18 protein-coding genes are annotated in these 19,913 nt (G+C 57.8%); 15 read left to right on the top strand and 3 right to left on the bottom strand.

All coding sequences use genetic code 11. The features are described 5' to 3' along the window. Window positions 1–47 precede the first annotated feature (47 nt). Entirely contained in the window at window positions 48–1,586 is a 1,539-nt protein-coding gene (locus NKH36_RS12365; protein WP_352960530.1) for a trimethylamine methyltransferase family protein, read from the bottom strand. 208 nt (window positions 1,587–1,794) lie between these two features. Next, window positions 1,795–2,703, bottom strand: coding sequence for a LysR substrate-binding domain-containing protein (locus NKH36_RS12360; protein ID WP_352960528.1), 909 nt, complete (start codon window positions 2,701–2,703; stop codon window positions 1,795–1,797). A gap of 117 nt (window positions 2,704–2,820) precedes the next feature. Between NKH36_RS12360 and NKH36_RS12355 the strand changes: the two genes are divergently transcribed. The 15 genes from NKH36_RS12355 to NKH36_RS12285 all read left to right on the top strand — a co-directional run bounded on the left by NKH36_RS12355 (window position 2,821) and on the right by NKH36_RS12285 (window position 18,619). Continuing rightward, complete coding sequence (locus NKH36_RS12355; protein WP_352960526.1) at window positions 2,821–4,173, top strand: NAD(P)/FAD-dependent oxidoreductase; 1,353 nt, start codon at window positions 2,821–2,823, stop codon at window positions 4,171–4,173. A gap of 17 nt (window positions 4,174–4,190) precedes the next feature. Next, window positions 4,191–5,060 (top strand): dihydrodipicolinate synthase family protein, encoded by an 870-nt coding sequence (locus tag NKH36_RS12350; RefSeq protein WP_352960525.1) that lies wholly within the window; start codon window positions 4,191–4,193, stop codon window positions 5,058–5,060. A gap of 1 nt (window position 5,061) precedes the next feature. Next, a complete protein-coding gene (locus tag NKH36_RS12345; protein WP_352960523.1) occupies window positions 5,062–5,676 on the top strand; it encodes a short chain dehydrogenase in 615 nt (204 codons plus the stop codon). Between the two features lie 48 nt (window positions 5,677–5,724). Next, window positions 5,725–6,459 carry an SDR family NAD(P)-dependent oxidoreductase gene (locus NKH36_RS12340; RefSeq protein WP_352960521.1) on the top strand — a complete coding sequence of 245 codons (735 nt, stop codon included), beginning with the start codon at window positions 5,725–5,727 and terminating at the stop codon, window positions 6,457–6,459. 44 nt (window positions 6,460–6,503) lie between these two features. Then, window positions 6,504–7,832 (top strand): 4-aminobutyrate--2-oxoglutarate transaminase, encoded by a 1,329-nt coding sequence (gabT, locus tag NKH36_RS12335; protein WP_352960519.1) that lies wholly within the window; start codon window positions 6,504–6,506, stop codon window positions 7,830–7,832. 2 nt (window positions 7,833–7,834) lie between these two features. Continuing rightward, window positions 7,835–8,152 carry a N,N-dimethylformamidase alpha subunit family protein gene (locus NKH36_RS12330; protein WP_352960517.1) on the top strand — a complete coding sequence of 106 codons (318 nt, stop codon included), beginning with the start codon at window positions 7,835–7,837 and terminating at the stop codon, window positions 8,150–8,152. Further along, window positions 8,149–10,395 carry a N,N-dimethylformamidase beta subunit family domain-containing protein gene (locus tag NKH36_RS12325; protein ID WP_352960515.1) on the top strand — a complete coding sequence of 749 codons (2,247 nt, stop codon included), beginning with the start codon at window positions 8,149–8,151 and terminating at the stop codon, window positions 10,393–10,395. The genes NKH36_RS12330 and NKH36_RS12325 overlap by 4 nt, the downstream gene beginning before the upstream one ends. Window positions 10,396–10,437: 42 nt before the next feature. Then, window positions 10,438–10,725, top strand: a complete 288-nt coding sequence (locus NKH36_RS12320) for an SDR family NAD(P)-dependent oxidoreductase (protein WP_352960514.1) — start codon at window positions 10,438–10,440, stop codon at window positions 10,723–10,725. Continuing rightward, window positions 10,692–10,886: an SDR family oxidoreductase gene (locus tag NKH36_RS12315; protein ID WP_352960512.1), complete on the top strand. Its 195-nt coding sequence runs from the start codon at window positions 10,692–10,694 to the stop codon at window positions 10,884–10,886. Before NKH36_RS12320 ends, NKH36_RS12315 begins: the two co-directional genes overlap by 34 nt. 10 nt (window positions 10,887–10,896) lie before the next feature. Continuing rightward, the gene (locus NKH36_RS12310; RefSeq protein ID WP_352960510.1) at window positions 10,897–11,205 is read left to right on the top strand and encodes a hypothetical protein; all 309 of its coding nucleotides are present in this window, start codon (window positions 10,897–10,899) and stop codon (window positions 11,203–11,205) included. Between the two features lie 843 nt (window positions 11,206–12,048). Further along, window positions 12,049–13,701: an ABC transporter substrate-binding protein gene (locus tag NKH36_RS12305; protein ID WP_352960508.1), complete on the top strand. Its 1,653-nt coding sequence runs from the start codon at window positions 12,049–12,051 to the stop codon at window positions 13,699–13,701. Window positions 13,702–13,967: 266 nt separating this feature from the next. Continuing rightward, on the top strand, window positions 13,968–14,375 hold the full coding sequence (locus tag NKH36_RS12300; protein WP_352960506.1) for a N,N-dimethylformamidase alpha subunit family protein: 408 nt from the start codon (window positions 13,968–13,970) through the stop codon (window positions 14,373–14,375). Beyond that, the gene (locus NKH36_RS12295) at window positions 14,368–16,578 is read left to right on the top strand and encodes a N,N-dimethylformamidase beta subunit family domain-containing protein (RefSeq protein ID WP_352960504.1); all 2,211 of its coding nucleotides are present in this window, start codon (window positions 14,368–14,370) and stop codon (window positions 16,576–16,578) included. The genes NKH36_RS12300 and NKH36_RS12295 overlap by 8 nt, the downstream gene beginning before the upstream one ends. Before the next feature lie 469 nt (window positions 16,579–17,047). Next, window positions 17,048–18,352: a 4-aminobutyrate--2-oxoglutarate transaminase gene (gabT, locus tag NKH36_RS12290; protein WP_352960502.1), complete on the top strand. Its 1,305-nt coding sequence runs from the start codon at window positions 17,048–17,050 to the stop codon at window positions 18,350–18,352. Window positions 18,353–18,475: 123 nt separating this feature from the next. Then, on the top strand, window positions 18,476–18,619 hold the full coding sequence (locus NKH36_RS12285) for a hypothetical protein (protein ID WP_352960500.1): 144 nt from the start codon (window positions 18,476–18,478) through the stop codon (window positions 18,617–18,619). A gap of 88 nt (window positions 18,620–18,707) precedes the next feature. On the opposite strand, the gene pcaF is transcribed toward NKH36_RS12285, so the two are convergent. After that, window positions 18,708–19,913 carry a 3-oxoadipyl-CoA thiolase gene (gene pcaF, locus NKH36_RS12280; RefSeq protein WP_352960498.1) on the bottom strand — a complete coding sequence of 402 codons (1,206 nt, stop codon included), beginning with the start codon at window positions 19,911–19,913 and terminating at the stop codon, window positions 18,708–18,710.

Below are 19,913 nucleotides of genomic sequence, written 5' to 3'. Positions count from 1 at the left end.
CGTTGTGTTCCCATTTCGTTTTCGTTGGTCAAGCAGGAGGCTGAGCGTTAGGAAATGCTTGGCGAAATCTCCTCCTGGCGTTTCGCTACAAAGGCGTCGAGCTCCTCGCGCACGGCGGGGTCCATTGAAGGCTGTTCGTAGCTTGCGATAATCGCACCTGCCTTTTCGCGGCAGCGTTGGGCCATGTCGCGCGACCCCTTGACCTTCCACTGCTCGTAGCTGAGGTAATCGAGAATTTCCGGCGCAATAAATGCGTCCTTGAAGTGCTTCAAGGTGAACGAGTCTCCGAGATAGTGCCCCCCCGGCCCGATGCGCCGGACGGCCTCAAGCGCTTCATCGAAATGCTCGAAGGAAATGCCTTTTGCGTATTTCTCCATGAGCAAGTTCTGTTCAGCGTCAGCGACGAACTTGGCCATGCAGCACACCATACCAGCTTCGTCCCAGCCCCCCGCATGCATCATCAGATTGGCGTTGGCGCTGGCGCCAGACATGTACGCGACCGCGGATTCGTAGCCGGATTGAGCATCGAAGCTTTTGGCCGAGGACTGTGAGGCGGTGGTCCTCCACGGAACCCCGTAGCTACGCGCCAACTGGCCGATAACGGCGTTGATCAAGGTGACCTCAGGCATTCCCGACATGGGAGCCCCGCTCCGCATAGAGACGGAAACCGAATACTGCCCATAAATCATTTTTGCGCCTGGCCTTACCATTTGTGTGTAGGCGAGGGCGGCGAGCGCTTCTGCGTTCAACTGCGCTATCGTGGCCGGTATATCGGCCGGCGTGTTGGCGGCCCCGAGCACGAAGGGCGAGAGTAGCACGACCTGGTTTGCCTCCACGAACGCGCGAAGCCCTTCCAACATCGTGGCGTCCCAGACAAGCGGCGAGTTCCCCGACACGTGTCCCATCATCACCGCGTTCTCGTCCATGAATTCCTTGCCGTGGACGATCCGCCCCATCGCGATCGAGTCCTCGGCTCGCTGCTGTCCGGTAGTGAGACCGAAGAACGGCAGGTTGGTCTCAACCAGGCTTGAGTGATTGATGTGCAGGTGACGCCAAGGAACCGCGATGTCGGTGGGCTCGCAGGTGAAGCCGCCGGCGATATGAAACCCGGGCAGCATCTGTGTCAGCCGGTTCATATTCCTCAGGTCCTCGATCGTTGAGGCTCGTCGGACGCCTTCAAGGTCACGGATGTTCGGAGCGCCCTGCATGGCCCCGAATGTCATTGTGTCGAGCGCAATCTCGAAACGCTGCGATGGATCGCGCGACGTCATCTCAAAGCTTGTAGGAGCCTTGGAGAGGAGGTCCATCACCATGTCGCCTTCCAGACGCACGCGATGCTCGCGCACATCGGCGCCGGCATCCTTCCATTGCCGGATAGCTGTCTCGTCCCGGAATTCGATGCCGATTTCGCGCAGGATTGCTAACGAGGCTTGGTGAATGCGCTCCAACTGCTCCGCGGTAACCGCTTCAACCGGTTTGATGCCGTATTTAATGGTGGTAACTCGAGGTCTCCGTTCAGCTTCCCGAGCGGCCACGACCGATGAGCGTCCGCCTCGGCGCCGCGTCAGGGGAGCGTCAATGCTCATAAGTCACACCCTCTCTACTGCGAGAGAGACTCCCGCTGCGAATTGGATTTGCCGCTATGCGCAGCACATTTCTGGACAATAGGGCCTTGCACGGCTCTTGCGAACTGGCAAAAGGTTTCGCTGGCCGTCAATCCAGTTTATCCCTGGGCGAGTGAAACGCCTCTATGATTTGGCAATCACCTCTCCCAGCTGTGCCCCAGCACCCGGACTAGGACCGAAGCTCAGCCGTCTTTGCGATAAACCAGTCAACCAAAAGCTTGCTTCTCTTGTTCTTGACCGGATCCTCACTCGCCAACAGAAAGAAGGCGCGGTCCGTTTTGACCTCGATCGGCAATGGACGAACCAAAAGGCGGTTTCTAAGGAGATGCTGTGCGGTGAGCGACCATCCCAGTGAAATCCCTTCGCCGGCGATAGCCGCTTGAAAAGTCAACTGATAATCATTGAAGACGATGTTCGTCGTGATCTCTGTCGCGTTGCCACCAGCCAACTCCATCCATTCTACCCATCCTAAGCGCTTTCGAAATGCATCCGACGAGTGGATTAGCTGATGCTGCAGCAGGTCATCGACCGACGTTAGGGTAGGATGAGACAGCAGATACGCAGGCGAGCAGACTGGAAAAACCACCTCGTTACAGACAAACCACGTGTTTGCCCTGCCGAAATCGCGTGGACGCACCCAAACCGTCACGTCAACTTCGTGGTCCGGCTCTATATCTCGGTCGGTAGCGACAACCTTGATTTTAACATCCGGATTTTCTTGCTGAAAATGGTAAAGCTGCGGCGCGAGCCAATGGGCGGCCAAAGACGTTGAGGCGGCAAAAGTTATGTACTTCGTGCCGCGATCGGATATGGCTTCCAGCCTCTGTTCCAGCCTGCGAAAACTCGTTCTTACTTCTTCGTACAGCTGACGCCCTGCCTCAGTGAGTTGAACACCGCGGTTGTCGCGGACGAACAGTGCCAGTCCGCAGTGTTTTTCGAACATCTTGATCGAATGGGACACGCTCGGCTGCGTCACATTCAACTCCCTCGCAGCGCTCTTAAAACTGAGGGTGCGGGCAGCTGCTTCGAAGACGAAGAGAGAGTGTGTGGAGGGCACGAGGTTTCGAAGCGTCGACATGAAGTAGTTCTATATCAGCCGCGATCTTTTCCGTCTACGAGCCGCCGCCGGGATAGTTTAATCGAAACGCCAAACTTAACGCGACCGCATCCGGCGCCGTCACCAAGCGAGTTCGATGTGAACCCTGGAAACCATCATAAGACGAAGCGGATCATTGTTGAGCCCCCGCATACCGAGCCCACAGCGTCCGGTTGGTATACGACATCAGGCCCCGAATTGGACCTGGTGCCTCAAAAGGGCGACGTGAGCTGTGACTGCCTCGTAATTGGCGGCGGCTGGATGGGGCTGCATGCGGCACGGCGATATGCAGAGCTGAATCCAGATACCTCTGTGGTGCTGGTCGACGCCGGACGTATCGGGAACAACGCGTCCGGCCGGTGCATGGGGTTCGTGATCGATCTTGCACATAATCCCCGCAAGCAGGACTTTGTCGAAGACATCAAGGGTAACAATGAGGAGCTCTCCGTCAACCTCGACGGTATAGCCTATATCCGCAGCGCAGTTGAGGAGCATGGGGTCGACTGTGATTGGGACCCCCAGGGCAAGTATCACAGCGCTGCCACGGCACATGGCGTGGAGGATTTGAGGCGTTTTTCAGAAGCGCTGGACGTTCTCGGCCAAAAATACAGTTGGGTCGAGCGCGCTGAAATCCAAGCAATTATCGGGAGCAAGCACTACATCAGAGCGCTTCACCATCCCGGCACTATTCTTCTGCAGCCCGCGAAGTATATGAAGAACGCCACGAAGCGGCTGCCGGCGAACGTGCTTGTTCACGAAAATACACCAATCACTGCAGTGCAGTTCGGCACACCCAGACATATCTGCGAGACACCGACTGGAACGATAAGGGCCTCGAAGGTTATTATATGCGCTGCGGGCTATCTGACAAAATTTGGTTTCTTCGAGAACCGTGCAATACCTGTCTACACATTTGCGAGCATGACCAGGCAGCTCACTGAGCGGGAGTTGTCGCAGGTCGGCAGCAAAGACGCTTACGGACTTATACCGGCCAATAGCTTTGGCACGACCGTGCGGCGCACAGTCGACAATCGGCTGTTTCTTCGCAACGTTTATTCCTATGCCACAGACTTCAAGACCACAAAGCAGGACGTCCTGAAGGCTCGTGTTCAACAGCAGATCGCGTTCGATCGTCGGTGGCCCGGACTTTCGTCGATAGGTTTCGAAGCGAGCTGGGGCGGCCTTCTGACCCTCGCACAAAATGGTGGGATGGTCTTCGGCGAACTGGATCATAATGTATACGGCGCGGCCTTCTGCAACGGCACCGGTGTGGCGCGGGGCGCTGCCTTCGGCAAAGCCGTGGCCGAGCTGGCATCAGGAAAATCCTCGCCGGTCATTGACATCCTGAAGACGCGAGCAAGTCCGAGCAAGCCCTATCCGAAGCCGGTAACGGCGATGGGCGTGCGCATGGTTACAGCTTATCGTTTTCGGCAGGCTGGTGCTGAAGTCTAGGTGATGGAGAGAGAGAAATGGCGGACCTGAAGGGCATCAATCTGGCAATGCAGACACCGTTCGACGAGAGCGGGGCGATCAGCTATCCTGTATTCGAGGAACTCATAGACAGGTACATCGAAGCGGGTGTTCACGGCCTGGTCCTTGGTGCGGGTACCGGACAACATCCGTACCTCACGGAGGCCGAATGCAATCGCTTGTACGAGATCGGTGCAAAACACATCGCGGGGCGCTGCAACGTTATCTGTCAAACCTCGGCTCTCAACATGGAGGAAGTCATCCGGAGATCGCAACACGCCGAGTCAGTCGGCGCTCAGGCTTTGATGATATTGCCTCCCTATTTCGAGGGACCGAGCGATGACGATGGCCTCTTCGATTTCTACAACGCTATCGACGCTGCTGTGGGCGTTGACATCGTCGGCTACAACATCCCGCAAGCCACCGGGATTTCGGTTTCGCCACAACTTCTGGGGCGCCTGACGCAATTGAAGAACTTCAACTACATCAAAGACAGTGCTGGCGATTTCACTGTACATCAAGAATTTCTGCAGACAGGCGCAACGGTGTTGAATGGCGCGGATCCGACCACGGTTTACACTCTCATGGCAGGCGCGCGTGGCGTGATTTGGGGCGCTGCAAACTATATGCCTTACGAAGCAGTCAAGCTTTATGACCTCGTTACCAGTGGTGAATACGCACAGGCCTTGGCTTTGTGGCAACGTATGCTGCCGTCTCTCCTGTTCATATGGCGCGCGCCGTATACGCCTTCTGTTGTTCGGGCAGCGCAACTGCGTGGCTACGGAACAGGTCAAGTTCGACGCCCGCTCAGACCGCTCTCGACAGTCCAGGAGGCCCTTTTGCGCCGCTCACTGGGGCAACTGGGTTGACATGAAGATTGTCCACATTGGAGCAGGAGGGGTTATCGGCAGAGCCGTGGCCGATGAACTTGGCAAACGGCACGAGATTGTCCGCGTCAGCCGAAGCTCCGGGGATTTTCAGGTTAATATGGAGGATCCGGCCTCGATCGCCCGTTTATTCAATCAGACCGGCCACTTCGACAGTCTGATTTGCACAGCCGGCGCTGTCCACTTTGCACCGCTAGCCGAGTTTTCGGTGGAGCAATACTCGATCGGGTTGAAGAGCAAGCTGATGGGGCAGGTCAATTTGGTCAGATCTGGGAGGAAATATCTTCGAGAAGGGGGGTCATTCACGTTGACCTCGGGACCCACGAACGAGGATCCAATCCCCCTTGGCACATCATCAGCTATGGTCAACGGCGCCCTGGAGGGTTTTGTCCGTAGTGCGGCGATCGAGCTTCAAAGCAACCGTCGGATCAATTTGGTCAGTCCCACGATGCTCGAGGAATCTTCATCGCTTTACGGATCCTTCTTTGTTGGAACCAAGCCTGTGGCCACTGCGGATGTGGTGCTGGCCTACGTCAAAAGTGTGGAGGGGCGGCAAACCGGGTGCGTATACAGGGTTGGGTGGACGCGAGAACGGTGACTCTGGCGGCGCTCGGGCGTTTGGTGAGGAAGTACGGAAAATAGAGCGATGGGACGATTTCAGGGCAAAGTGGCGCTTGTAACAGGAGGGCGGAGCGGCATCGGCTTTGCGATCTCGCAGCGTCTTACCACCGAGGGTGCTCGCGTCTTCACTGCGCAACGTGGTCAGGATCTCGAATTCGAAGGAATTGCGGTTGATTTTGCAAATCCGGCGGACTCAGGCCGTGCCATCGACGTGGTCATTGAGCGCGCGGGACGACTCGACGTCTTGGTCAATAACGCCGGGATGATGCGAGAGGCACTCGTCGAAGACATGAGCCTGGCGGACTGGGAGAAGACTATCGCTGTCAACCTTACCACTCCTTTCATGTTGATCAAACGTGCTATGCCCCACCTGCGTGTGACCGCTGGCAATATCGTCAATATCGGTTCGATAGAAGGGATTGGGTCCAACCCAAAACACGCTGCTTACGGCGCTTCGAAGGCAGCCATCCACGGCCTGACCCGGGCGATTGCGATTGATCACAGCGGTGAAGGTGTGCGCTGCAACGCAGTCGCGCCCGGCTGGATCGACACGGATTTGAACGTGGACTTCATCGAGAGCATGACTGATCCCAAAACTTTCCGGGAGCAGATTGCTCGCATTCACCCCATAGGACGCTCGGGTAAGCCAGAAGAGGTGGCGAACCTGGTTGCATGGCTGGCCTCGCACGAGGCGTCCTTTGTCACGGGGCAGGTCTGGACGATAGACGGCGGTCGAATGGCCAAAATCAGCCTACCTTAGGCGATTGAGCTGAGATCATCACGAAAACGATAGGAGAAACCAAGATGGCATCGAACACTGCTCTCGACGAGCGTCGAAAGGCCGCCGTTTCCGGAGGGGCTTCCATGTCCTTCCCAATCTACGTGGACAAAGCGCGCAATGCCGAGCTTTGGGACGTGGAGGGCAGGCGATATATTGATTTCGTGGGCGGGATGGGCGCGCTGGCAGTCGGACATTCGCATCCTGACGTCGTGGCTGCTGTGCAGGAACAGCTTAACAAGTTTAGCCATACGTTTTTCGGGACGGCCCCCTACGAAAGCTATATCGCCCTCGCGGAGCGTTTGAACAAACTTTGCAACGTTGGGGGACCGGCAAAGACCCTCCTCCTGACAACGGGAGCTGAAGCGGTCGAGAACGCTGTCAAGATTTCCCGTGCGTATACGAAGCGCCGCGGCATCATTGTCTTCGGCGGAGCCTTCCATGGTCGTACTCTTTTGACCATGGCTATGACCGGCAAGGTCAATCCTTACAAGCAGTCGTTTGGGCCGTTTCCTGGGAGCATTTATCGCGCGCCTTATCCGGACCTCTATCGTTGCGTCAGCGTAGAATATTGTCTCACAGCGTTGGAGACGCTGTTTGAAACGGAAATTGAAGCGAGCGCAGTCGCCGCCATCGTGATCGAGCCGCTGATAGGGGAGGGCGGCTATATCCCTGCGCCGGTTGATTTCATGTCCGGTATCCGGCGGCTCTGTGACCGTCATGGCATTGTACTCGTAGCGGACGAGGTCCAGTGTGGCATGGGAAGAAGCGGCCGCCTGTTTGCGATTGAGCACACCGGGGTCAAACCTGACATGATCCTGACGGCGAAAAGCCTGGCAGCGGGTATTCCGATTGCGGCAGTGGTTGGTAAGGCCGAGATCATGGATTGCGTCGGTGTGGGTGGCTTGGGCGGAACCTATGCGGGTAACCCTTTGGCGTGTGCTGCGGCCCTGGCCGTTCTGGATGTCATAGATAAGGAAAACCTTCTCACCAGGGCCCAAGAGGTTGGTGAGCGCCTTAAGTCCGGTCTGCAACGCATTCAGAAGAAACGAAATAGCTCGGTGATAGGGGACATCCGCGGGCTAGGGGCGATGATCGGCGTCGAATTGGTCGAAGATGCGGAGTCGCGCAAGCCCGCGCGATCACTGACCGTGAGAGTGATCAAGGAAGCAGCTGAGAGGGGGCTGTTGCTGGCGTCAGCCGGCCGGTACTTTAACGTGCTTCGCTTCCTGGTTCCGCTTACGATACCGGATGCAATCATAGATGAGTCTCTGAAAATAATTGAGGACTCGATCGATGCTGCCGTCGATAGCGATCTTACTTCGGGCACGCCTGCATTAGCTGAGGCTGAGTAGCCATGCAGGCTGACGACCCATCAGAGTCGCTTGATTTGGCGGCCGAATTCCGTCGTGCACCGTTCGGGCATCACAGCCCGAATCTGCAGAAACTTCTGCGGACGTTTCGAAGCGTTCCCATAGCCGGGAAACATGCCTTGCTCGCCATTCAGGCGAACCGAAGCTGGATGCTCGTGACTCTGACGGGGATCCCAGGCCAGCCCATCAAAAGGCACGAGGACGTCGTTTTCAACGATCTGGGAGATGCGGAGTGGTACGTGTTTCGCCAGCGATGGCGCCAACATTTCGGAACGGAACTTCCAGGCGGAGATCGGCCGTGAGGACGTTGTCTGGTTACGCCAATGTCTTAAGCGCAAAGCCCGGCGACACCATCGAATTCAAGGTGAGCTCAATAGGCGACGCCGCTGACTTTTCGGCCCGACTAGTGAGGCTGATCACAACGGAAGACCATCCGCAAACCGCTGGCCTCATTGAACGCGAGGTCGATGCACCTTTCGCCGGCCAATACCCAGCGCGACGCCAGCGAATCTACACCGGCTCTTACGGCTATATTGAACACAAGACCGCGTTTTCCAACCTGCTGGACTTTACTTTCCATGCATGGCTCTGGCCCACTTTGCTTGGGTCCAAACGTCAGACCATTGCAGGTACCTGGGATGACGGAATCGGCGCAGGTTTTGCGCTTCAGATTGACGAGGCGTGCCGGTTAGCTTTCCTCAGTGGGGATGGAAAAGGGAATGTGTCGGCGGTTACACTGAACACTCCTCTGCGGGAACGTCAGTGGGTTTTCGTCGCAGCCAGTTACGATGCGAAAACGCGTGCGGTCATCCTTCACCAGAGTTCCCTTTGCAACGCAGGCGACCTGAGCTCCCCGGAAACCCGACTGTTTGATGAAACTTCAGGTCCGCAAATCTCTCCGCAGGATTCGTTTTATATCGCCTCCCATCGACAAACCAGCGAAGCAGCAGGCGTGCGAGCGGGTGGACACTACAATGGCAAGATTGACAGCCCTAAGCTCTACGCCGGCGCCGCGTCCGTCCACGAGATTGCTTCACTTAGCGGCGACACTGGAGTCAGCCGACTAGCCCCTCATCTGGTTGCCGATTGGGATTTCAGCATTGACCAGGGATCCGATGTCTTCAGGGACGTATCGGGACATGCGTTGGACGGAAAACTCGTCAATATGCCCACCAGGGCGATGAAAGGCTTTAATTGGACGGGAAGGGTTCACGATTGGCGTTCTGCGCCAGGGGAATATGGTGCCATTCATTTCCATGACGATGATCTCTACGACGCTGGCTGGTCGACAGATTTTACGTTCACTGTGCCCGAGGGCATCGCCAGCGGAGTCTATGCTGCTCGCCTTGACGCTCGCGGTGCGATGCCGGCGTACGTGATCTTCTTCGTGCGGCCGCCGAAGGGGCAAGCGACCTCCGAGGTTGTATATCTGGCGTCCACGGCGACCTACACGGCTTATGCGAACCAAAGGCTTATCGCACGCGACCCTCTTGATGAGATGAGCATGGGGGCTCTTCCCATTTTCGGTGAAGACGACATCTTCCTCGACGAAAACCCAGAATATGGGAAATCGGTCTACGATCTACACACCGACGGCAGTGGCGTTTGTTATTCGTCCCGTTTGCGGCCGGTCCTGAACATATCTCCAAATGCAAAGTATTGGTCGTTTGGCGGCGACGGGTATGTCACGGGCTGGCTTGATGCCATGGGTATCTCCGCGGATGTCATCACCGACGAGGATCTTCACAAAGAGGGCGAGAGCATACTCGAACCCTATCGCGTCGTCCTGACCGGTTGCCACCCCGAATATGTGTCCATGGCTATGTGGGATGCTTTGCGGACTCATCTCAGCCGGGGCGGGCGCCTGATCTATCTTGGTGGGAACGGGTTCTACTGGAGGACGGCGTTCCATCCGACCCTACCGGGTTTGATCGAAGTTCGGCGCTCCGAGGACGGCTCGCGTACCTGGTCTGCTGAGCCCGGCGAGTATTTTATGAGTACGACGGGCGAATACGGGGGCCTCTGGCGTCGCCAAGATCGGACCCCCAACGAACTTTTGGGAGTGGGTTTTTGTGCTCAAGGGTTCCAGTCCGGATCCTATTATCAGTGGAATCCGGACAGCGCCAACCCTCGCGTTGACTTCATTTGCAAGGATATCAGCAAGGACGGACCGTTCGGCAACTACGGGCTTGCCGGCAATGGAGCGGCCGGGCAGGAGTTAGATCGCTATGATAGAGATCTGGGATCGCCTCAACACGCGCTGGTGATCGCGTCCTCAATCAACCATTCTGACTACATGGTGCTGGCCAAGGAGGAGTTCGGGGCTATGCACTGGATGATCGGGGGGAGCGAGAACAAGAACGTTCGATCAGACCTGGTCTTTTTCGAAACCTCCAGCGGCGGGGCAGTCTTCTCAGTCGGCTCAATATCTTGGTGCATGAGCCTGCCCAGTAACGGATACGACAATGACGTGTCCCGATTGACCAGAAACGTGTTAGAGCGGTTCCGTGATCCCGCACCGTTTCCGCTCTCGTCCCCGTCCTGAACAATCTAGCTGGGCGCTCGCCCTTCGAGCGTCGCGAAGAACGTGATCAGAAAGCATCTCAAAGTTCTCAAAGTGCTCTGCCGGGTGAAGGTCCTTCCGGCAGAGGCCGCTTCAGCAAGCATAAAGGTTGCCCTTGTGACAGGCGGGCGTAGCGGTATCGGCTTCGCAGTAGCGCATCGGCTTCGGACCGAAGAGGCTCGCGTGTTTACGGCGCAACGCGGTGAGGACCGGGAATTCACAATCGTGAATGTGGGATCAATTGAGGGACTAGGGTCCAATCCGAAACACGCGGCCTATTGCGCTCCTCCAAGGCGGGTCTCCACGGCCTGACCCGGGCGGACCACAGCGACGATGGCGTGCGTTGCAACGCGGTCGCGCCCGGTTGGATCGACACCGATTTGAACGTGGATTTTATTGAAGTATGCCTGAGCCCAAGTCGTTCCGTAAGCAAATCGGCAGCGCGCAGGCAAGCCAGAAGAAGGCCGTTATAGCCGAGGCCGCGTGTTCGGCGATTATGGTCTTGCTGGCAATGAGGCGGCCGGACAAGAGCTGGATCGGTATGACCCAGAGTTGGGATCGCCACAACACGCTGTGGTGATTGCTTCCTCAACGAACCACACCGACTACATGGTACTGGCTAAGGAAGAATTCGGGGCCATGCATTGGATGATTGGCGGCAGTGAGAACAAAACGTGCGGGCAGATATGTCTTTTTCGAAACGGCGGGGGCGGGGGCGGTTTTTTCAGTCGGCTCGATCTCCTGGCGCATGAGCCTGCCTGTAACGACTATGACAATGACGTGTCGCGATGACGCGCAACGTTCTAGAGCCCAACCCCACTTTCCCTGCCGAAGGCGCCTTGACCATCGTCACATCAGCCTGCGCCGTTGCAGCTGACGAATTCATGCCGAGGTTCCGAGCCCCTGATCGAACGCCGGTGCGCTGAGTTGAGGGAGCATGAGGTGATGAGGAGACTGAACGCCTCCCACGCCATCTGGCCGGCCTGAACCGATCGCCGCTATTTCCAACCGGCCGATTCGGCCTTCGTTAGGGATCGTCGCATGTTCGAGGGTCTTTGATCCGCTTCCCGGCACGAAGGGAAATCGCCCAGATACCGTCGACATTCTTGCCGCATCGTTCATCGTAAAGCAATCCGGATCAATGAACTGACGGCGTGATCCAAACTTTCGAAGAGCCCTGACGGTTCCTAAGTCGGGCGTACTCCGCCCAGCTCGGATCTGGACAATGGTGTACGGATTGGCGTTCGACGTTAACCCGGTTGGCGGGTTTAGGTAAAGATTTTCGAGGGGGATCTCGGTCCTCTGGCTGGCGCAATGTTCGGGGGCTAGCTTCGACAGGCTAGCGGTAAGCTGCCGCAGCGGGTCTGAAATGCCCGGGCTTCCGCGTCCATACACGGACATTCCAGCATGGTTTACCTCAAGCCATCGCAAAAAAGTCGCTTGCCGGTTGATTTTAATTCACATGCTCAGAAGCGCCATTCTCTGTAACATCCCCTGGTACGTGAATGGAGCATTCCCTGGTACGTGAATGGAGCATTCAGCGGAAAGCACAGCTCTTCCGACTATCGAACCAGAGATTTTGGCGCTTTTCGTGCGGGTATAAAGCCGCTGTCCTTAACCAATTGGGAGGTTTAAATGGGGTATTTTACTAGGCATGGCAAACCTATGCCGAAGATCTTCGACAGTCTCGCCGAGGGAGCAAAAAGGGAGGAAATGGACCGGCGCGAGTTCTTGGCTCTCGCTTCCGTCTTTGGTGCGTCAACAGCGATGGCGTACTCGATGCTGGATGCAATACCGCCGGCGCATGCCGAAGAAGTCCCGAAGAAGGGTGGAACTCTGCGAATTGCCATGCAGCTTTTTGGTCAGAAGGACCCCCGTATAAATGATCTTCCTGTATTAGGGAATATGTATCGTCAATACGTTGAATCGCTGGTAAAATATACCAATGCATATACTTTTGAGCCGATGCTTCTTGAATCTTGGGACACGAATGACGACGCGACGGAATACGTCTTGCATCTGCGCAAGGGCGTCAAATGGAACAATGGCGATGACTTCACTGCAGATGACGTCATTTTTAACCTGATGCGCTGGTGTGAAAGGGATGTGCCTGGGAATTCAATGGCTGCGCGCATGGCCACGCTCGTTGATGAAAAGACCGGCAAAGCATTGGAGGGCGCTATTACAAAAATTGACGACCACACCGTCAAACTCAAGCTTCCCAAGCCCGATATTACCATCATTCCGGGGTTTGCCGATTATCCTGCACTAATTGTACACCGTGACTACGAAAAGAACGGGGCGGACCTCGTTGCACATCCCGTCGGCACGGGGCCGTTTGAATTGGTGTCATTGGACGTGGGCCAAAAGGCTGTTCTGAAGCGTCGAACCAATGGAAGCTGGTGGGGCGGTGAAGCTTACCTAGACGAAGTGCAATTCATAGACTATGGCAGCGATCCGTCCGCTCTTATGAGCGCCTTTGAGTCAGGCGAAGTCGACGCGAATTATCAGACGTTCGCAGATTACGTCACCATATTCGATAAACTCGGTTTGGTAAGGTCTGAAGCGCAAACGGCCACAACGCTGGTGTGCCGCGCCCATGCCACTACCAAACCGTACGACGACCAGCGGGTGCGCAATGCACTGCAGCTGGCAGTTGACAACCGTTCTGTGTTGCAACTTGCGGCTGGTGGCTATGGCACCGTTGGCGCGAATTATCATGTCGCGCCGATACATCCCGAGTTTTACCCGGTTCCGGAAAAGAAACGGGATATTGAGGCTGCCAAACGCCTCATGATCGATGCCAACCAAATGGACTTCGAACACGAGATCATCAGCAATGACGAGGATTGGCATAAAGACACGGGCGATGCGATTGCCGCGCAGTTGCGGGAGGCCGGATTCAAGGTCAAACGTACGGTTATTCCCAGTAGCACTTTTTGGAACGACTGGTTGAAATACCCCCTGTCGACTACCAACTGGAACATGCGGCCATTGGCCGTACAAGTATTGGCGCTTGCCTATCGCAGCGGCGCAGCATGGAATGAGACGGCGTGGTCAAATCCGGAATTCGATAAGAAACTTGACGCCGCGTTGACGATTCCGGACCCGCAGAAGCGCAAAGCGCTCATGCAAGATGTAGAAACGCTCCTGCAGGAATCTGGCGTTATCATACAACCTTATTGGCTTACCCTGTTCAATCATTCTGCAAAGCACGTTAGGGGCAACGCGATGCACCCCACATTTGAGATCCACCTCGATAAGGTGTGGCTCGACCTAGCCTCATGAGCTAGGTTTGTTTAGGGCTTCGTCGGGTACGACGAAGCCCCGTCATCTCGCCGGCAGCTGGGTTTTCGCTCGTCGACAGGCGTTCCAGGTGGAGTTTCGTGGTGCGTTACGTTCACTTGGCGCGAACGACATGCCGCCTCCCACGACCATCGTCGCTACAAGAAAAACATGATGCCGCGAAGAGTTCGTCGGGGAGAAATGTAGCGGTATCGAGGGGTGACAATGCACGGATCGAACGATTGGCACGCTCCGCCGAGAGGCCCGCTATGACGACCTACCGCCCGAGCCCTGAATTCGAGAACTTTCAACCGGACTACTCGCCGGAGAGCGCCGGTACAGCTGCCGCCCGCTCTGCGTTGGCTGGCTTTGCCGGTCGTTCGGACCTGGTCCGCGAATTCGAGGCCGCACCTTTCGGTCGGCACAGTGCCGAGCTGAGCCTTATTCTGGACGTCATGCGCTCACAGCCGGTCGCTGGCAAATGGATCGCCATTATGACCAAGCCGTATAGCGAATGGCGTGCTGCGCGATGGTCGCTGGACTTGCCCATGCGGGTGGTCGAGATCGGGCCACTGCCTTTTCAATCACGCGAGGATGTTGATCGCTGGGTGTTCAAGCAGCGTTGGCAGCATCTCATCGGTCCGCTGCCCATGCAGGAGGGTGGCAACGATGTCTGATCGCGCAGCGATTCTCGCCTATGCCGACCGCGACAGCGTTAAGCCTGGCGAAAGTATCGCCTTCGCTGTAAGCTGTCTGAAACTCGACAGCTTCGAATGCGACTTCGTCCGCCTGCTCGGCGGCGACTTCGGGCCGGAGATGCTACCATTTCGCCCGCTCGTCATGACGGCGCCCGAGGCTCGCCGTTATCCCGGACGCGAGCAGCCCATTCGTGCCGGCTCCCGCATTGAGGTTAAGGGATCGCAGCGCTTGGCCGATCTTAGGTCGGTGACCATTTGTGCCAATGTCATGCCGACTCTGATTGCAGGCCAACCTCACAGCGTGCTCAGTACTCTGACCGCCGGTGGAGATGGGGGCATGGCCTTGCGTCTGGAGGCCGACGGCTGTCTGGCGGCGATTCTCGGGGGTCCCGCCGGGCCGCGCACCTACCGCCTGGATGGCCCCTTGCCTCTCTGGCTATGGAGCTTCGTTGCCCTGAGCTATGATGCTGAGCGCCATCATCTGCTGGTTGTGACGCGTGGTCTTAAGTCCGGAACACATGACTATATTGGCGTAAGCCGCCTAACAGTAGACAATGTGGAGCCGCCAGCACTAAGCGATGGTCGCCTTTTGATAGCGGCGGAGCGGGATCACAGTGGAATTCCCCATCACCACTTTAATGGCAAGATCGAGCGTCCTCGCATCCTGGCTGGGGCGCTGTCGCTCGAAAGTCTTAACGACTTGGCTTTGCGCAAGCCGACGGAACCTTTGAGTTGGTCCTGTCTGGGCGACTGGGATTTGCTGAGTGATCCAGCGTCAGAAATTGTTCCGGATCGATCCGGCTGTGGCCATGACGGCGTGTGCATTAACCAGCCCACCCGCGCCGTTCAGGGTTCGAACTGGGAAAGCCCAACCATGGATTGGCGCAGCGCGCCTGAACAGTATGGCGCAGCTCATTTCCACCACGACGACATCGAGAACCCCGGCTGGCAGGAGGACCTGAGGCTTACCGTGCCAACTGATTGGCCCAGCGGATGCTACGCAGCGCGCTTGCGCGGCGCGGAGGCCGAGTTTTTTGTTCCATTCTTTGTGCGGAAGGCTGCCGACGCTATCGGCGATGTTGCCTTTCTGGCACCGACTGCAACATATGCGGCCTATGCGAACTTGACCATGCAGCGGCAAACGAACGAATATAACCTCGGTTGCGTCGCCTCCTCATACACCCCGCTTGATCTTCTGGCCTTTGAGCACCCCGGCCTCGGCAAATCGCTCTACGATCCCCATGATGATGGCAGTGAGCGATGCATTGGATCTCTGCGGCGACCTGCGTTGAACCTCCAGCCCGGGGGCTGGCTCTGGAACTTCCAGATCGACCTCTGTTTGCTCGGCTGGCTTGCCCATGCAGCTCCGGATCACCAGACAATGACAGACGAAGACCTCGACCGTGAGGGATTGGCGGCCCTGGACGGATGTCAGGTGCTCGTTACCGGAAGTCATCCTGAATATTGGTCGCTACCGATGTTGCAGGCTCTCGACGGATTTCTCGCGAGAGGTGGACGGCTTATGTACCTCGGCGCCAACGGGTTTTACTGGGCAATCGATTTCCATCCCGCACGAAACGGCCTGATTGAGATCAGGCGGAGACGGCCCGGAAACGGCCGCTTTGGTGCTGGAGAAGCATACAGTAGCTTTATTGGCCGCCCCTGCGGGACGTGGTCGGATCTAGGCAGACCCGAACAATCCTTGGTGGGCGTTGGGTATTTGACCGAGGCATTCGACCGCAGCAGCTATTATCGTCGTCTGGAGGCCGGAGAAGACCCCCGAGCTCGCTTTATTTTCGATGGTATTACAGAAGATATCATTGGCGATTTCGGCATTACAGGCGGAGCCGCCGGACTTGAGATTGACGTGGCTGATGTAGGGCTAGGTACGCCGCGTCACGCACTCGTCGTAGCATCCTCCGAGCAGCATGGTAGTTCGTTCATTCGTACACTGGGAGGGCTTAACTATTTCACCAGACTGTGGAACGATGCACCAAGGGAGCCCATTCGTGCCGATATGACGTTCTTTGAGACCCCTGCGGGCGGCGCGGTCTTTTCTGTCGGCTCGATAGCTTGGGGCAGTTGCCTCCCGCACGCCGAAAATAACAACCACGTCGCACACATATCTGCGAACGTGCTACGCCGCTTTCGCGATCCGACACCCTTCCGGATGCCTGAGTAATAGTGGCAGTCGCTCAAAGCAGCTATCAAATGGCCCGGACAAGCCGGTGCTGGTCTCCCAAGACATGGTGTTGCAGGAAGTGTGATCCGCCCTTAGGATCTAGCGCATAGGGTCTCAAGCGAGCGCCGTCTTGCTGAGGCAGGCTGAAGGCTGTCAGTCCGTGTGCCGAAATATGCCGAGTGCCTCTGTGAGGCGAATGGAGTGCGCTATGCCAAGCTCGACATCGACTTTGGCGGCGCAGGATCCGCTCAAGCCGAGATCAGTCGCCTAATCAGGACGTCTTGCTCAGCCGACGAAGGCGGCCCGTTATTGAGAAGCGCCGCTCGCCGGCGAATAATTCTCACCCGCCTGGTTCGTTTTTCTCGATAGCGACCAGTATGCCATCTGCTAGACGTTCCATTCGGCAATAGAGCCGTCGGACTGCCTTCCCAAGCGGCGCGGCTTGAACAGAGTGGCGGAGGATTGCGGTATGGTATCGGAAGTCGGCGCGGATCTAGAGGCAAGGCGCGAGCAGGCGTTGCCCCACGGGGTTGCGGTTGCGTTTCCGGTCTATGCCGAGCGCGCCCTAGGCGCCGAGGTTTGGGACATTGAGGGCCGTCGCTACATCGATTTCATCGGCGGTATGGGGGCCTTGGCAGTCGGACACTCTCATCCCAAGGTCATCGCGGCTGTGAAAGCACAGCTCGACCGGTTCTCCCACACATTCTTTGGAAGCATTCCCTACCAGGGCTACATTCAGCTTGCCGAGCGGCTGAACGCGTTGGCTCCGTTCTCCGGGAAGTCGAAGACGCTTCTAGTCACGACAGGTGCCGAGGCGGTCGAAAACGCGATCAAGGTCGCGCGTTACCACACAGGGCGGCGAAGCATCGTGGTGTTCCGCGGCAGCTTCCACGGCCGTACCCTGTTGACCCTCGGGATGACTTCGCAGATCGACCCTTACAAGCGCGGGTTCGGCCCATTCCCGGGGGATATCCATTTCTCTCCTTTCCCGTCGCCGTATAGTGGGCCTAGCGCTTCCGAAGCGCTCGATGCCTTTAGGGACCTGGTGGAATCTCAGACGGAAGGCGAGCAAATCGCCGCCGTCGTGATCGAACCTGTGCAGGGTGAAGGCGGCTTCGTCGCCGCACCGCCGGAATTCCTGAGGGGACTGCGCGAGGTCTGCAACCAGCGCGGAATCGTCCTGATCGCCGACGAGGTACAGTGCGGTTTCGCACGGACTGGCAAGGTCTTCGCGATCGAGCATTCCGGTGTCGAGCCGGACCTCGTAGCTATCGGCAAGAGCTTCGGCGCGGGACTGCCGATCGCCGCTCTCATCGGCAAGGCCGAGATCATGGACAAGGTGCCGCCCGGTGGCCTCGGTGGTACCTACGCAGGCAACCCGCTCGCCTGCGCGGCGGCCGTGGCCGCGCTAGACGTGCTCCAGGAAGAGGGCCTCGCTGCGCGCAGTGTGAAGATCGGCGATCGTCTTGCTGCCGGATTCCGCGCCCTCAACCAGTCCACGAACCGACAGATTGTCGGCGAGGTCCGGAATGCCGGAGCGATGGTCGGTGTCGAACTCGTGGAGGACGTCGAATCCCGCCGTCCGGCTCCCGAACTAACGTCGTGGCTGATTAAGGATGCGGCCGAGAACGGACTTCTCCTAGCTTCGGCGGGTCGCGCCCATAATGTTATCCGCGTGCTCGTGCCGCTGACCACATCGGACGAAATTCTGGATGAGGCTCTTTCCATATTCGCGGGCTCGCTTGCAAGGGCGGCCGATCCTGTCCGTGCCTGAAAAGATTCCGACGAGGCTCGTCCTTGAATTCAGGGGCGAGCCCGTTGGCCGACATAGTCTATCTGCGCGCCAGCCTCGGCGACCGCGTGATCGTTCAAAAGATGGCCGGCAAGGGGCATCGAATTGGCTTTCGGCTACGTCCACGATGCGGACTTCGGACCGCTGGTCATGGTTTCAGCCGGCGGCACGCTGCTGGAATATTTTGCGGACCGCCAGTGCCCGCTGATGAAGGCCGCTATCATCGGCAGAGCAATATTAAGCTTTTGATATAATTAAACAAAATCAAGTTCCATAATATATCTTATGCGATTTGTGTAACCCTGTTGCACTTTAGATTGAGAGTCCGCGAAGATCCTCAGGCTAGCTCAAACGCCACAGCGATGCCTTGGCCGGCTCCCATGCACATGGTGGCCAGTGCATAGCGGCCGCCACGTTCGCGAAGCTCCAGTGCAGCCGTGCCGGAGACGCGGGCGCCCGACATGCCCAAGGGATGGCCGAGCGCGATAGCGCCGCCATTTGGATTAACGTGCTCCGCGTCCTCTTTGACGTCGAGGGCGCGGAGCACGGCGATGCCTTGGGAGGCAAAGGCTTCGTTGAGTTCGATGACGTCGAATTTTTGCGGCGTCAGGCCAAGCCGCGCGCATAGCTTCTGCGTTGCCGGGACCGGGCCGAAACCCATGATGCGTGGCGCGACGCCGGCGACAGAACCGCCGAGGATGCGGGCGATCGGCGTCAGGCCGTATTTCTTCACGGCTGCCTCGGATGCGACGATCAGCGCCGCGGCGCCGTCATTGACACCGGAGGCGTTGCCGGCGGTGACCGTGCCGCCTTGCCGGAACGGCGTCGGCAGTTTCGCCAGCGCCTCGACCGTGGTACCCGCGCGCGGATGTTCATCCTTCGAGACGACCACCGGATCGCCCTTGCGCTGCGGGATCGTCACCGCCGTGATCTCCTTCGCCAGCCGGCCATTGGCTTGCGCGGCGACCGCCTTGTCCTGGCTGCGCACGGCAAAGGCGTCCTGGTCGGCGCGTGACACAGAAAAATCCTCGGCCACGTTCTCGCCGGTTTCCGGCATAGAATCGACGCCATACTGCTTCTTCATCAGCGGGTTGACGAAGCGCCAGCCGATGGTGGTGTCGTAAATCTCGGCATTGCGCGAGAAAGCGGTATCCGCCTTGGGCATGACGAAAGGCGCACGGCTCATCGACTCGACGCCGCCTGCGATCATCAGCTCGGCTTCGCCTGCCCTGATGGCGCGCGCGGCGATGGTCAGCGCATCCATGCCGGAGCCGCACAGCCGATTGACGGTCGAGCCCGGAATCTCCTTTGGCAGGCCGGCCAGCAGCAGCGCCATGCGCGCAACGTTGCGATTGTCCTCGCCGGCCTGGTTGGCGCAGCCGTAGACGACGTCGTCTACCGCCTGCCAGTCGATCCCGGAATTGCGCTCCGCCAGTGCCCTCAGGGGTACGGCGCCGAGGTCGTCTGCACGAACGGAAGACAAGGAACCGCCAAATCGGCCGATCGGCGTACGGATGTAGTCGCAGATATAGGCCTCGGCCAT

Origin of the sequence: Mesorhizobium sp. M1312 (assembly GCF_040318115.1) — a bacterium.
Lineage (GTDB): Bacteria > Pseudomonadota > Alphaproteobacteria > Rhizobiales > Rhizobiaceae > Mesorhizobium.
The sequence above is the reverse complement of the archived record's forward strand: the minus strand, read 5'-3'. Positions and strand labels throughout refer to the sequence as shown.

What these genes read in the sequence shown, in the direction of transcription:
- NKH36_RS12365 (WP_352960530.1), bottom strand. Translation starts at nt 1,586, where the DNA reads ATGAGCATTGACGCTCCCCTGACGCGGCGCCGAGGCGGACGCTCATCG.
- NKH36_RS12360 (WP_352960528.1), bottom strand. Translation starts at nt 2,703, where the DNA reads ATGTCGACGCTTCGAAACCTCGTGCCCTCCACACACTCTCTCTTCGTC.
- NKH36_RS12350 (WP_352960525.1), top strand. Translation starts at nt 4,191, where the DNA reads ATGGCGGACCTGAAGGGCATCAATCTGGCAATGCAGACACCGTTCGAC.
- NKH36_RS12345 (WP_352960523.1), top strand. Translation starts at nt 5,062, where the DNA reads ATGAAGATTGTCCACATTGGAGCAGGAGGGGTTATCGGCAGAGCCGTG.
- NKH36_RS12340 (WP_352960521.1), top strand. Translation starts at nt 5,725, where the DNA reads ATGGGACGATTTCAGGGCAAAGTGGCGCTTGTAACAGGAGGGCGGAGC.
- gabT (WP_352960519.1), top strand. Translation starts at nt 6,504, where the DNA reads ATGGCATCGAACACTGCTCTCGACGAGCGTCGAAAGGCCGCCGTTTCC.
- NKH36_RS12330 (WP_352960517.1), top strand. Translation starts at nt 7,835, where the DNA reads ATGCAGGCTGACGACCCATCAGAGTCGCTTGATTTGGCGGCCGAATTC.
- NKH36_RS12305 (WP_352960508.1), top strand. Translation starts at nt 12,049, where the DNA reads ATGGGGTATTTTACTAGGCATGGCAAACCTATGCCGAAGATCTTCGAC.
- NKH36_RS12300 (WP_352960506.1), top strand. Translation starts at nt 13,968, where the DNA reads ATGACGACCTACCGCCCGAGCCCTGAATTCGAGAACTTTCAACCGGAC.
- NKH36_RS12295 (WP_352960504.1), top strand. Translation starts at nt 14,368, where the DNA reads ATGTCTGATCGCGCAGCGATTCTCGCCTATGCCGACCGCGACAGCGTT.
- gabT (WP_352960502.1), top strand. Translation starts at nt 17,048, where the DNA reads ATGGTATCGGAAGTCGGCGCGGATCTAGAGGCAAGGCGCGAGCAGGCG.
- pcaF (WP_352960498.1), bottom strand. Translation starts at nt 19,913, where the DNA reads ATGGCCGAGGCCTATATCTGCGACTACATCCGTACGCCGATCGGCCGA.